The 12,886-nt window shown below is 46.1% G+C and carries 10 protein-coding genes; 6 read left to right on the top strand and 4 right to left on the bottom strand.

All coding sequences use genetic code 11. The features are described 5' to 3' along the window. Window positions 1-19 precede the first annotated feature (19 nt). The gene (locus tag ACLIIY_RS27340; RefSeq protein ID WP_434528923.1) at window positions 20-1,021 is read left to right on the top strand and encodes an AraC family transcriptional regulator ligand-binding domain-containing protein; all 1,002 of its coding nucleotides are present in this window, start codon (window positions 20-22) and stop codon (window positions 1,019-1,021) included. Between the two features lie 71 nt (window positions 1,022-1,092). On the opposite strand, the gene ACLIIY_RS27335 is transcribed toward ACLIIY_RS27340, so the two are convergent. Continuing rightward, on the bottom strand, window positions 1,093-1,782 hold the full coding sequence (locus tag ACLIIY_RS27335) for a hypothetical protein (RefSeq protein ID WP_038893570.1): 690 nt from the start codon (window positions 1,780-1,782) through the stop codon (window positions 1,093-1,095). A 12-nt stretch (window positions 1,783-1,794) separates the two neighbouring features. Further along, window positions 1,795-3,336 (bottom strand): hypothetical protein, encoded by a 1,542-nt coding sequence (locus tag ACLIIY_RS27330; RefSeq protein ID WP_434528922.1) that lies wholly within the window; start codon window positions 3,334-3,336, stop codon window positions 1,795-1,797. A 369-nt stretch (window positions 3,337-3,705) separates the two neighbouring features. Here ACLIIY_RS27330 and ACLIIY_RS27325 point away from each other — a divergent pair, with 369 nt between their 5' ends. Together ACLIIY_RS27325 and ACLIIY_RS27320 are read left to right on the top strand one after the other, a co-directional pair. Further along, window positions 3,706-4,398 (top strand): response regulator transcription factor, encoded by a 693-nt coding sequence (locus tag ACLIIY_RS27325; RefSeq protein WP_270050303.1) that lies wholly within the window; start codon window positions 3,706-3,708, stop codon window positions 4,396-4,398. A gap of 3 nt (window positions 4,399-4,401) precedes the next feature. Beyond that, on the top strand, window positions 4,402-5,724 hold the full coding sequence (locus ACLIIY_RS27320) for an ATP-binding protein (protein ID WP_005442440.1): 1,323 nt from the start codon (window positions 4,402-4,404) through the stop codon (window positions 5,722-5,724). Here ACLIIY_RS27320 and ACLIIY_RS27315 read toward each other — a convergent pair. After that, on the bottom strand, window positions 5,705-6,361 hold the full coding sequence (locus ACLIIY_RS27315; protein ID WP_132937190.1) for a pyridoxamine 5'-phosphate oxidase family protein: 657 nt from the start codon (window positions 6,359-6,361) through the stop codon (window positions 5,705-5,707). The genes ACLIIY_RS27320 and ACLIIY_RS27315 overlap by 20 nt on opposite strands. A gap of 100 nt (window positions 6,362-6,461) precedes the next feature. Between ACLIIY_RS27315 and ACLIIY_RS27310 the strand changes: the two genes are divergently transcribed. Then, on the top strand, window positions 6,462-7,892 hold the full coding sequence (locus tag ACLIIY_RS27310) for a PLP-dependent aminotransferase family protein (protein ID WP_434528921.1): 1,431 nt from the start codon (window positions 6,462-6,464) through the stop codon (window positions 7,890-7,892). Between the two features lie 20 nt (window positions 7,893-7,912). Here the strand turns inward: ACLIIY_RS27310 and ACLIIY_RS27305 are convergent, their stop codons facing one another. After that, window positions 7,913-8,518 (bottom strand): TetR/AcrR family transcriptional regulator, encoded by a 606-nt coding sequence (locus tag ACLIIY_RS27305; protein ID WP_033006711.1) that lies wholly within the window; start codon window positions 8,516-8,518, stop codon window positions 7,913-7,915. Between the two features lie 179 nt (window positions 8,519-8,697). Between ACLIIY_RS27305 and ACLIIY_RS27300 the strand changes: the two genes are divergently transcribed. Further along, window positions 8,698-9,795, top strand: a complete 1,098-nt coding sequence (locus ACLIIY_RS27300; protein WP_434528920.1) for an efflux RND transporter periplasmic adaptor subunit — start codon at window positions 8,698-8,700, stop codon at window positions 9,793-9,795. Next, on the top strand, window positions 9,795-12,845 hold the full coding sequence (locus tag ACLIIY_RS27295) for an efflux RND transporter permease subunit (protein ID WP_434529532.1): 3,051 nt from the start codon (window positions 9,795-9,797) through the stop codon (window positions 12,843-12,845). The genes ACLIIY_RS27300 and ACLIIY_RS27295 overlap by 1 nt, the downstream gene beginning before the upstream one ends. The last annotated feature ends 41 nt before the right edge of the window (window positions 12,846-12,886 follow it).

The following is a 12,886-nucleotide window of genomic DNA, read 5'->3' as shown; positions in this document are numbered from 1 at the left end:
AAATTTGATGTGATTGGTTATGAGAACAGTTCGGTTTATTCGCGCCATGGGTATTTTAAACATGAATAACCTTGCGTTATCTAAGTACAATTTGAGTTCAGATGAGCTTGGTATACCTGCTTCGGTGTTTCATAACCCGATGGGTTTAATTCCGTTGAGAGCGGTGTCCGAATGGTATCGACGTATTGAAGAGCGAAGCAATGACCCTGATGTGATATTGAACCTTAGCCGAGACATCGAGTTGCAAAAGCTTGGCCCTGTGGGGCGTTGGCTGTTCTCTGGCAATGACTTAGCTAGCACGATTCGAAGAGTCAATTATGGTACGAGTAATCTTCAATCTGGTGCCTTCTTTGCGGGTGAACAATCTGGAAAAATCGTTAAATGGACCTATCATAATCCCTTTATTGAAACCTCAGTGAAAGTGCACGACAGCATTCGTTGTGCAATATTCATGATCAAAATCTTACGCGAGTTTTTGGGTGAAGATTATCAACCTTTGCGAGTGATGATTTCTGGCTCTAGGAGAAACAGTGCGCTCTATAAAGAGTACTTTGGTTGTGAAGTGGAATGGAGCCAACCCAAGACAGAAATATGGATTAACGGCGATGACCGTCTTGCTTCGCGACAGGTAAATCATCGTGAAAACAACCGTTTAGCGATGAGTTTTTCCGATTTGGATGATTTACTCAACATGCCCGATCCAGAAGATGAGCTGAAAGTGATTTATGAAGTGGTGAATTACAGTAGCCATTATGGGCTTCCTACACTTGAACGCGTTTCTACATTGTTGGGTTTGTCCGAGCAGCAGTTTCAACGCCGCTTACACAAATTAGGGCTTAACTTTTCAACCGTGTCTGGCTATGTACTGAGTAATGTCGCGGCAGAGTTGTTGAGTAAGCAGAATAGTATTGACGATATTGCACTGCGGCTTGGCTACACCAATGTGGCGAGTTTCAATCGCATGTTCAAAAAGCACCGAGGCTTAACACCGAAACAGTATGCAGCGCGACTAGAAAAATAGTCTGACAAGGCGTTTATTAACAAAAAGCCCTCTAGGTTGAGGGCTTTGGTTTTTATGCGTTATTTAGACGCTTATTCTTCAGGGCGCCAGCTCAGTGCACTCGCAACGGCACCGATGGCAACCACATCTTTTTGTTTATCGTTAAGCTCTGGCAACATCTGTACGGCAATTGTGCCGTTCGTTTGCACTGCTGCAACTTCTTGTGTGCCTTGCTTGAAGCTGTAACCCAATGGAATGTCTACCGCCATCATGGAGTCAGGACTCGTGTGAACGGTTTCTACATTAAAATGCGTGTTGCCAACTCGAACGACGCCTGTCTCTTTTTTCTCTAGGCTGATGTCGATCAACGCGGATTTCGGTTCCATCGCAAACTCACCGACTTTTTTACCATCTTGGGTAATGTCACAGGTGTATGGATCGTTGCCACCAAAATCAACGCCCATGTAGTTAACCGACATGCCGCCGCCTGTGCAGTTTAGGAGCCAAGTTTCACCGCTGTCTATGCGAGTCACTTCTGCACCCATTGCGCCTTCTTTAAATGAGATGCGATTGAACCAGCTTGAGTTTGAAGCACTGCGCGAATATTTGCCTTTGTACTTGCCAGCAAAATCAAAATGGCCGTCTGCACCGAATCCCCAAAAATCGCCGTCGGTTTTCACCAACATTTCTGGCTGCGCTTTTACTGCATCAGTACGATCCATGACGGCAAGGCCACCACAACCAACAAGGAATAGGGGAGCGAGTAAAGTAAGTTTCTTCATGTTTTTCATTGTTTATAGCTTGGTTACATCTAAAGTTTGATCGGTGAATTGGATGTTCTGAATGTCGTATAGCTCGTCAGTGCCTGTGCTAGGACACTCAACAGAGACGTTCTTCGCCTTGATTACGATACATTCCGCCAGTTTGTGCGGCACGATGTAGGTGTTGACGCCGCCTTCACCATAAATGCTGTTGTCTTTGTTGTTGCCTTCAAACGTATTGTCTTGGTCATTACCGATGACATTCATTGCGTCGTCGCCAACGATTTTCACTTTTGTCAGCCACTGAGATTTGTAGGTGTACGCTTCTACCAAACCGTCTTTGTTTGGTGACATACGGAAGGTAGGTACCGTGCCCGGATTCGTCTTCTCTGTGTAAAGCTTGACGCCTGCAGAATCGATGTTTGCCGTGTATTGCAGATATCCGTGGAATAAGCCGCTAATCCAATCAACCGCTTGTGGGTCTTGGGTTTGCATTTCCTCACGCGTTAATGCTTGGTAACCGTCTAAGCCATGACCGTTTGCTTTTGCTACGCCCATGTACGCTTCAAAAGCGGCAGCAAAATATTCGTGAGAATAAGAAGGGCCTGTTTGCTTAACACGTTCTGGATCGAAGTCGTCTGATTCCCAATCTTCCCAATCATCTTGTGTAGGACGCCATACCGTAGGCTTGCCGGCTTGGATATCGTTATAGATGCTTAACGCATGAGCTTGAATGTCGTTTTGCAGTGCCGCAGTCGACGCGTTAGGTGCAATGCCTTGCGCTTGGACCAAGTGTAGAATTTCTTCAAAAGCGGCATCACGGTCGGCGTGGTTGCCAAGATTGGCACAGTAATCAGCAAAGTTGCTCATGTAATGGCAGTCGCCTTCAACCGTGAGTTCTCGGTACATTAGAGATTGGCTGTTCATGAGCCAGTTTGGCGTGTCTTTGCTGCTCATTAGTGTCGTTATCAAAGACTCCACTAATGTGTCCATGTCGTCTTCGTTAAGTGCCATCATGTCAGCAATAAACTTGTCTAGTGAACTGGTATCAAAAGATTGAGATAACCCTGAGTCTGCGACGGCATCATTTAGCTTGTCTTGACGAAGTAGCTCACCAATAAAAATCTTGGTTAGCATTTCGTTATTCTGGTCATCGTTTGCTGTCAGCATTAGTGTCGCATCACGGTCGGCTAATGTCTTAGCGATACCAGACTTGTCCGCGCCGTACTTAGAATCCGGTTGGTTTGTGAGTAGGTGTTGGATGATTTTTGCGGCACGAAAGATTTTTTCATTATTCACACCGTCATCAACCGCCACAATGTGAAATGCATCGTCGCTGTTTGCTTCAGAAAGGGAGATTTTTACATAGTGGGTGAAGCCAGCATCTGCCGCTACTTTCAACTCGGCTGGAAATTCTGTAGAAACGACAGTAGGGATAATAACGGTGTTCAATGTTGGGGTTGGTGGCGTTGGAAGTGTGGTTGTCGAGGTTTTCGAATTTGAGTCACTACCACCGCAAGCTGTTAGGCTAACCGCACACAACATGGCTAAAGGCGTTAATCGAGCGAATTTCATTTTTGTATTACTCACAGGCTGAGGGTTCGGTGGGAATTTAGGGGGAACAGAAAAATCTGTCTATATGAGCAAGCTGAGTCATAATGATTAGAAATGTTTTGTTGTAAGGTTTTTAATTCGATAAATCCAAAATAATAAAGGATTTATATATTGTCATGGTTGGCTTTAATTATTTAATGTTCTGTGTTTGATTTATAAATTGGTGATTTACTCTAATTGTCTTATTTTTAGTGTGGTTGGCTTTTATAAATGTATGGTTTGTAAGTGTTTGTAAGCGATCTCTTGTAGGAAAAAGTGCCGTGTATGTGGGTTGCGCCCTACAAAACGAACGATATACTTCTCCTGTTTTATAGATGGAGTGAATGGTTCATGGGTGGCAATAAAATCTTGCTAGTAGAGGATGATTCTGAGATTGCTCGACTAACCAAAATGTATCTAGAGGCGGAAGGCTATCTAGTCACAGTGGTCGATAATGGTCTAAACGCGTTAGAGGCGATTAAGGAACTCAAGCCGGAATTAGTGCTGTTAGATTTGATGCTACCCGGCAAAAATGGCGCGGAAATATGCCAAGAGGCGCGAGAGTTCTACCACGGTATCATCATTGTTTTAACAGCAACGGATGATGAGATGAGTGAAGTCAGCTTGTTTAAGTTTGGGGCTGATGATTACCTGACCAAACCGATCAAAGGTAATATTCTGCTCGCTCGCATTGAAGCCGCGTTGCGCCGCTATCGCCGCCAATTGGATACCGTAGAAGAGACTGAATTGAGTCGATATGGTATTGACCTCTGCACACGTCGTTCCAAAGCTTACTACTTGGAACAAGACATCGATCTCACAGACTCTGAGTTTGAGATCCTAGAGCTCCTAATGCTCAACGTCGATAAGCCGGTCTCCCGAGAGTCATGCTGCCGTCTCGCACGAGGTATTGAATATTGCATTACCGATCGTTCCATTGACATGCGAATCTCCTCGCTCAGGAAAAAATTTTCCAAGGCTCATATCCATACCGCAACCATAAAAACCGTGCGCAATCGCGGCTATATGCTCACAGGGAAGTAGCGCATGTTTTCCATGTTTACTCGTCTTTACGTGGGGTTGGTGACTGGCCTCGCGTTAACGGTCGCGTTGTTCCTTTTCATGGGCGACGAGTACATGCGTAAAACAGAAGCAGGTATTTTCTTAAGTGACGGTGCTTACTTTGTTGACCAGTATATCGAGCAGCGAGGCTCACCCGATTCACTGTACAAAAAGCTCACCGCCAACGGAAAACAAGATTTCTTTATCTTCGACCTCACATTGTTGAAAAACTGGGATGGCTCACCACCGTGCTTGGATTGCGAGTTGCTTTATCGTATGCAAGGGGTACCCGTTTATTTAATCGATGACAGTATCTACGCTGCGGTATTCCCGCTTCCTAATACGTCAGAGAGCTTGGTCTTTAAAGAAAAGCGTGACTTTTTCAGTCCAGATATCGATTGGGATGAAGATTCCGAGATCATTTTCGTTCTCACTCTGTTACTTACTGTGGTGTGCAGTTTAGGTGTCATGGTTTACATACCTGTACGCCGCCTTGATCGCCAGATCCGACAGCTGACGGCCGCACAACAACAATTTGGATCTGGTGAGTTGAATACGCGAGTCGATCTGAAGCAATTTTCGCAACCTGTGAAAGAACTTGCCCAAGGCTTCAACAACATGTCAGAAGACATAGAAAGGCGAGTACGTCAGACACACATCTTTACCCAAGCTATCCCTCACGAAGTTCGCACTCCGCTCAGCCGAATTCAGTTAGCGACCGATTTAGCAAGGCGCACCAGCGGTGAAATGCAGGCAGAGTTGCATGATGATATTGAACGGTACGTTGATGTCGTGACGGATTTAACGTCCGACATTGTCATGCTGTCTCGTTTGAGCGTCAAAAACCATTCTTTGAGTGATTCTGTTGAAACCATTGAACTGCCGCTTTGGTGCAAAAGCCGAATGAATTACCGAGGCTTAGAGTTCGCCAAGTTGACGGTAGAAAATGAACTCGCGTATCAATCCATTCACTTGCAACCGACTTTAGGCAATCTTGTTCTCGATAACTTACTTCAGAACGCAAAACGTTACGGTGAATCTTGCGTTGAGGTGACGATTCGATCGGTTGAACATTTCTGGATTGTTGATATCGAAGATGATGGCCCGGGCATTCCTGAAGCAATGCGAGAAGAAGTGTTTGTTCCATTTTCGCGTTTAGACAAAAGCCGCAACGCCGACGTGAAAGGCTTTGGTTTAGGGCTTGCCATCGCTACCAGTGCAGCGAGGCAATTAGGTTGGGAGCTTTCTGTCGGCGAGAGTCATTTAGGCGGGGCACGTTTTACTGTGCTTATTCCTGCCAACGATTAGGATAGGCACTGCGGTAATCTGGCTCAGCGATACCCTCATACAAATCGTCACAAGCTTGCAGTGGGCCTACGACGGTTCGGTAGGGTAAGACACCAGCCCAAACAGGAATGTCCATGTCTTCCGCATCATCATTGACGCCAAAATTGCTGATTTTCACGGATGCTTCTGTGAGTGGAATGCGCAGTAGCATAGTGGCTTTGAGCTCTTTCTCATTACTCAACCGGACTTCTTCGGTTCTCCCCGGAGCGATCTGTTCGATAAAGTGATTCAGTAATCTGTCTTTCTCTTGGTTACAATCCACAATCTCAAACTGACCAAAGACCACGGCGCTACGATAATGCGCGCTATGGTGAAACGCACTTCGAGCCAATACCCAACCATCAAACAAAGTAAAGGTTAGGCACGTTTGCACTCCTTGTTTGAGTGAGCGTAACAATCGACTGTTGTTGGCACCATGGATATACACGTAATCATCGACACGCCATGCCAACATGGGAATAACTACAGGGCCAGACTCGTTGGTTATTGCAACATGAGCGATTAGGCTTTCATCTATGATGGCGTGCAGTTTGTTAACATCAGAGACGGCTTTGTGTACGCCTTTCTTAATTTCCGTTCTATTGGTATTGGATAACATTTTCTCTCCTTATTTGCTCACATGGACGAGCACTTGCTCCTCAATCTCTGATTGCAATGTAGCGTTTAACTGGTAGCTTAAAGAGAGCCAGTTTTAACTAATGGATGGATCCAGTTTGTCTTTGATTGATATCGGTGACCTGCATTTAAAAGAAAGTGATGGAACGCGTCAGCAAGCGTTGTTTTTTGCGATCCGCGAGAAGATTGTTCAAGGTTTATGGGCGAAGAATGGGAAATTGCCGTCTACACGAAAGCTGTCACAAGAGCTTAACCTCAGTCGGAATACCGTAATTTCAGCCTACGAACAGCTTGTGGCGGAAGGGTACTTGAACAGTCAGAAAGGTTCGGGTTTTTATGTTGCCGTCGAACTGCCGGAGCAGTATCTACCTGAACCTCGTTCAATCAAGACGGACTCTTCGCCGAAAACCAATTTTGATATCAACCGCGCATTTGCACCGGGTGTGCCTGATTTGGAAGCGTTTCCGATGGCGCAATGGCAAAAGTTACTTGCTCGCCATCTCTCCCGTTCCTGCTTGTTGGGGAATCAAGATATTCAGGGCAGTTGGGCATTACGCTGTGCTTTAGCTGACTACCTTGCATCAAGCCGCTCAGTGAATTGCTCCCCAGAGCGCATCATTATTACCTCTGGGGCGCAGCAAGCGTTGTCGATTGCGACGATGGTTGTCCTCGAGCAAGGCGATAAGGTTCTGATGGAGCAACCGGGTTACGCGCAAATGCGGAAGTTAATTCAATTCCAGCAGTATCAATTTGAGCCTTTGTTCGTGCGAGAGAAACTAGGCTTTGATGTGGAAGCGGTGACCACAAGCGATGCCGATGCGCTGTATATCACCCCAAGTAATCAATATCCGATGGGCACCACACTCAATACTGAGCAAAGAGGGAAGATCATCAACTGGGCAGTCGAACAGTCACGTTGGATCATCGAAGACGATTATGACAGCGAATTCCAGTTTGCTCATCGCCCCTATACCAGCTTACAAGGGCTAGCGGCTCAAATGGGTCGAGATGATCGCGTGTTGTATGTGGGTTCTTTCAGTAAAGTGATGTTTAACGGCTTACGACTTGGCTACCTTGTGGTTCCTGAAGGTTTAGTAGAGCAATGTTTGGTGGTTAAAGATGCGCTAAGTGGTGATTCACCTACGCACACACAAGAAGCCTTGGCAGATTTTATTACCGAAGGTGGGTTATTACGTCATATCCGAAAAATGCGCCGACTGTACAAAACTAAGCATGAGCAGATGTGTTTGGCGGTTGAAAAGCACTTTGGCGATAGAGTTGCGGTGATCAGTCAGGCTGCTGGTCTCCATATCACTTTAAAGTGGCAGCAGGGTATTGATGAACACGAATGGACGCAGCGCGCTCAGTCAAAAGGTATTGTGCTGCGTCCAATGAGTTTTTATGAGCATTCAGATTTTAGAACGCGAGATTGGCAAGGTGCAGTCTTAGGCTACGGCAATGTCGCGCTGAGTGAGATTGATGCTCTGGTTAAACAGCTTTCTGAGTTGTTTTAGTTGCTGAAGGATCACTTTAACTAACGTTGAATCGATGCTTCACAGGTGCTTGAGATTACAAAAACAAGATGTTCGATTTTCTGCTCTATTTCGTCTGAGGATGGAAGTGGTTTCATGTTGAATACGAATGGCCACAAAAACAGACCATTGAACAGGCTAGAATATGTATTAGAAAGCAAAGCACTATCAATGTGTTGTATTGCATTGGCCTGTTGTGCTTCCTCAAACCATTTCGCTAGGACGTGAGAACGATACAGCTTTGTTATGATTTGTTGAGCCATTTCTGGTTGGCGCAAAAATTCAGCCATCACCACGCGAGTAAAGGGAATTCCATAAGTTTTGTAAAGAATTTCCACTTCATTCCGAGTTATGACTGTCAGTTGTTCAGCTAGGCTCTTATGTGCATCAAACGGATAATGATTTTTTTCATCGACGCTTGATTTGATGATGGCAAGTATCGATTCAAACAATACTTCCTTACTCTTAAAGTGACGATAAAGAGTTCGCTTTGATACCCCTGCAGACGCACATACTCTATCCATATTCGCCTTGGTAAACCCATGTTCAATAAACTCTTCTTTAGCCGCAATAATAATGGCTAAACGCTTTTCTTCTATGAGTGCCATGGTCTCTCTCCTTTATGCATTCCGGCCAATCTAACAAATTGATACAAACAGGTAAACTTTTGAGTTTACCCTGTATTGAATTGGCCTTAAAATAAACTCCGAAGTTTACCTTTTTACAAAGTTGTCACATAACTGTTGGCCGGTAGGTTTATCGGTCACGCTCTTGGAGTGAAGTATCTATGGTCGTAGCAAAAGTTGGCCAAAAAGTTCTTAAATTGAGTGTAGCCTCGGCATTGTTGATGTCCGTTATTAACCTTAACGGCTGTGGTAGTGACGCGAATCCTTCCGTGGTTGTCCCTACTGCTAAGCCTGCACTTACCGAGGTAGTTAGTACCCAGTCAGCAACGGAGCTCAGCTTTAATGGCATCGTGCGCGCTGCAGATAGCGCAGATCTCGCTTTCCGAGTAAGTGGAAAACTGACCAATATTTTCGTTAAGGAAGGAGATGAAGTAAGCAAGGGGCAACTGCTTGCTTCCTTAGATGATCGAGATGCAAAAAACGCATTGGTGTCAGCGCAATTAGAGTTTGAGAATGTGTCTCGTGAGTACGAGCGAGCTCAAGCTGTATTTAAGAAAAGCCAAGCAATTTCAAAGGCTGACCTAGATACCGTCACGACACGCTATAACCTTGCTCGTACACGCGTGGAAGATGCAAAACGTCATCTAGAATACACCCAAATCTTTGCTCCTTTTGATGGTGTGGTTGGTCGCAAGTTGGTTGATAACTACATTCAAGTCCAAGCAAATGCACCGATTTTGATTGTTCATAATATTAATGATCTCGAGGTGGTCATCCACATTCCGCATAAAGTGATGCTCTCCGGCAAAGAGGAGACCAAAGCGATTGCGGAAATCTCAGCCATTCCAGGTCAATCTTTTCCATTAAAGCTGCGCACAGTTGCGACCGTTGCAGACCCTGTATCTCAGACTTATCCGGTTGTGTTGGGCTTCGAGCACTTGAACGGTTTCCATGTATTACCGGGAATGGCGGTGAAAGTGTTGCCCGTTTCTTCTTCTGGTAAAGCTCAGAATCAACAAATTACCTTACCGCTGACGTCTATTGTCCCAGATAACCAAGGCAAGCAATTTGTCTGGGTGGTTGGTAATGACAACAAAGCACAGAAGCGTTATGTGGCGATTGGTGCGCTCAGCAAAGATCGCATTATTGTCACGGAACACCTTTCGTTGGGTGAGAAGGTGATCATTGCTGGGGTATCAAGTGTGAGAGAGGGTATGGAAGTTCGCCCTTACACAGATGATCGCGCTGGAGCACAATGATGGACATTGCACGTTATACCATAGCCAAGCGAACGAGTGTTTGGGTGCTGATTGCTCTGATACTTTTAGGCGGTTACATCAGTTACCTCAAACTAGGCCGTTTTGAGGACCCTGAGTTTGTTATTCGTCAGGCGGTGATTGCAACCCCATACTCTGGTGCGACGGCACAGGAAGTCTCTGATGAAGTGACCGATGTTATCGAAGGTGCTGTTCAGGCTTTGCAAGAAGTCAAAGAAGTGAAATCCGTCTCGATGCAAGGAATGTCAGAGGTCACGGTCGAGATTAAGTTGGAGTTTGCAGGCAGCGCCGCTGAGCTACAGCAAGTATGGGATAAACTTCGCCGCAAAGTGACAGACGCACAGCGTCAGCTTCCACCGGGAGCAGGGCCATCAATTGTGAATGATGACTTTGCGGATGTGTATGCCTTGTTCTTTGCCGTTACTGGTGAGGGCTTCAGTGATAAGCAATTGCAAGATTATGTCGATGGTTTACGTCGTGAAATCGTACTTGTTCCGGGGGTAGCGAAAACAGCGACGCTGGCACAACAGCAAGAAACCATCTTCGTAGAAATCTCAAGTGAGCGCTTAGCCGAATTTGGTGTATCAGTTGAGAAAGTGTTTCAGGTTCTGCAAAAGCAAAACTTAGTCACAGTAGCTGGCAGCATCGAAACCAATGTGATGCGCATTCCTGTGATACCAAGTTCCAATATTGACTCAGTTGCTGACCTGAAAAACCTACAAGTAGGGCTGGGTAACAACAATACTGTACTTCGTTTAGGCGACATTGCAGACATCACTCGCGGTTACCAAACGCCAGCAACCATGTTGATGCGTTTCAATGGTGAGCGAGCTGTGGGCTTTGGTATCTCCAACGTATCCGGCGGTAACGTTGTGGATATGGGAGACGCAGTTAAAGCACGTTTGGCTGAGTTGGAAAGTCAGCGTCCATTGGGGATGGAGCTGAATGTGATTTCGATGCAGTCAGATTCTGTGCGCGCATCGGTAGCGAACTTTATTGATAACCTAATCGCAGCGGTTGGCATTGTATTCGTCGTGCTTCTGCTGTTTATGGGCGTACGCTCGGGCGTCATCATCGGCTTTGTTCTTCTACTAACGGTCGCAGGCACGTTGTGCATCATGCTCATTGAAGATATTGCAATGCAACGAATCTCTCTTGGGGCGTTGATCATTGCCTTGGGTATGCTGGTGGATAACGCCATTGTAGTGACCGATGGTATTTTGGTTCGTTTTCAACAAGATCCAAACGCCGATCGCAATGCTGTGGTGTCTGAAGTTGTTGATGCAACCAAGTGGCCGTTGTTAGGAGGAACCGTCGTTGGTATCTGTGCATTCAGTGCGATTGGTTTATCACCTTCAGATATGGGGGAATACGCAGGTTCTCTGTTTTGGGTGATCCTTTACTCAATGCTCCTTAGTTGGGTATTCGCAGTCACAGTAACACCAATGCTGTGTCACGATTTCCTCAAAGTAAAAGCGGCAAATGCAGATAAGAAGCCTAGCCGCGTCGTGGCAAGCTACAAGTCACTGCTCGCATGGGTATTGAAATACCGCATTATCAGTTGTGCACTGTTGTTGGGAATGATGACAGCAGCAATTTGGGGCGTGAAGTTTGTACCTCCGGGCTTTATGCCAGAGTCTCAACGCCCGCAATTTGTTGTGGATGTTTACTTGCCACAAGGCTCTGATATCAAACGTACTGAAGCTGTGGTCGCGAGTATTGAGCAAGATGTGAAAGCCAAAGAGGGAATTACCAACATTACCAGTTTTATTGGTGGTGGCGGCTTGCGCTTTATGCTGACCTACGCGCCAGAAGCTCGTAACCCAAGTTACGGTCAACTGCTGATTGATATCGACGATTACACAAAGATCGCTCCATTACTGGGTGAGCTACAAGGTGAGTTGGAAGCCAAATACCCAGATGCGTCCATCAAAGTGTGGAAGTTCATGCTTGGTCGCGGAGGCGGTAAGAAGATAGAAGCTGGTTTCAAAGGGCCTGATAGTGCGGTGTTGCGTCAACTGGCAGAGCAAGCGAAAGCCATCATGCTAGCAGACAGCAACTTGATAGCGGTTCAGGATGATTGGCGTCAACAAGTTCCTGTGCTTCGCCCTGCCTATTCTGCCGAAGAAGCGCAAAGATACGGGCTGACAACGATGGAAATTAATCAGGCTATCGCCCAAACCTTAACAGGCCGAAACGTGGGCGTGTATCGAGAGGGAGATGATTTGATCCCCATCGTTGTCCGTGCGCCAGAAAGTGAGCGAAGCCACCAACGTGCGATTGAAAATACGGAAGTTTTCAGTCCAACGGTCGGTGCTTATATTCCGGTAAGTCAATTAGTGAACTCTGTGGATGTGGTATACCAAGATGCCATTTTGCGTCGAATTGACCGCATGCCGACGATTCTGGTGCAAGCGGATCCAGCTCCGGGTGTATTAACAGCAGATGCATTCAAGCAAGTACGCTCTCAAATTGAAGCCATCGAGTTGCCAGCAGGGTACGAGTTGAAATGGTATGGGGAATATAAAGCGTCGAAAGATGCCAATGAAGGGCTTGTAATCTCAGCGCCATATGGGTTTGCCGCGATGATTCTTTCGGTGATTTTTATGTTCAACGCACTGCGTCAGCCATTGGTGATTTGGCTAACGGCACCGCTCGCGGTTGTCGGTGTCACCGTGGGGCTTATCATCTTCCAAACACCGTTTGAGTTTATGGCCATTCTCGGCTTCTTAAGCTTGATTGGTATGATGGTGAAAAACGCGATTGTATTGGTGGACCAAGCGGATGTTGAAATTCGTGAAGGTAAAACGCCTTATACCGCGATTATTGATGCAGCACTAAGCCGTGCTCGTCCGGTTTTACTAGGCGCATTCACGACTATTTTGGGTGTTGCCCCGTTGTTGGTTGACCCATTCTTTAAGAGCATGGCGGTGACCATTATGTTCGGTCTATTGTTTGCCACGATTCTTACTTTGGTTGTCATCCCGCTGTTTTACGCCATTTTCTTCCGCGTAAAAATAGAGACGGCATAAATTATCGTTAAAACTTAAGAAGGAGCCATTTGGCTCCTTCT

It is taken from the genome of Vibrio sp. K4, assembly GCF_051122595.1.
Lineage (GTDB): Bacteria > Pseudomonadota > Gammaproteobacteria > Enterobacterales > Vibrionaceae > Vibrio > Vibrio owensii.
This window is presented reverse-complemented; position numbering and strand designations above follow the sequence as displayed.

Excerpts from the sequence above, each read along its gene's own strand:
- ACLIIY_RS27305 (WP_033006711.1), bottom strand. The coding sequence starts at position 8,518 with ATGGCACTCATAGAAGAAAAGCGTTTAGCCATTATTATTGCGGCTAAA.
- ACLIIY_RS27340 (WP_434528923.1), top strand. The coding sequence starts at position 20 with ATGAGAACAGTTCGGTTTATTCGCGCCATGGGTATTTTAAACATGAAT.
- ACLIIY_RS27310 (WP_434528921.1), top strand. The coding sequence starts at position 6,462 with ATGGATGGATCCAGTTTGTCTTTGATTGATATCGGTGACCTGCATTTA.
- ACLIIY_RS27330 (WP_434528922.1), bottom strand. The coding sequence starts at position 3,336 with ATGAAATTCGCTCGATTAACGCCTTTAGCCATGTTGTGTGCGGTTAGC.
- ACLIIY_RS27335 (WP_038893570.1), bottom strand. The coding sequence starts at position 1,782 with ATGAAGAAACTTACTTTACTCGCTCCCCTATTCCTTGTTGGTTGTGGT.
- ACLIIY_RS27300 (WP_434528920.1), top strand. The coding sequence starts at position 8,698 with ATGGTCGTAGCAAAAGTTGGCCAAAAAGTTCTTAAATTGAGTGTAGCC.
- ACLIIY_RS27315 (WP_132937190.1), bottom strand. The coding sequence starts at position 6,361 with ATGTTATCCAATACCAATAGAACGGAAATTAAGAAAGGCGTACACAAA.
- ACLIIY_RS27325 (WP_270050303.1), top strand. The coding sequence starts at position 3,706 with ATGGGTGGCAATAAAATCTTGCTAGTAGAGGATGATTCTGAGATTGCT.
- ACLIIY_RS27295 (WP_434529532.1), top strand. The coding sequence starts at position 9,795 with ATGGACATTGCACGTTATACCATAGCCAAGCGAACGAGTGTTTGGGTG.
- ACLIIY_RS27320 (WP_005442440.1), top strand. The coding sequence starts at position 4,402 with ATGTTTTCCATGTTTACTCGTCTTTACGTGGGGTTGGTGACTGGCCTC.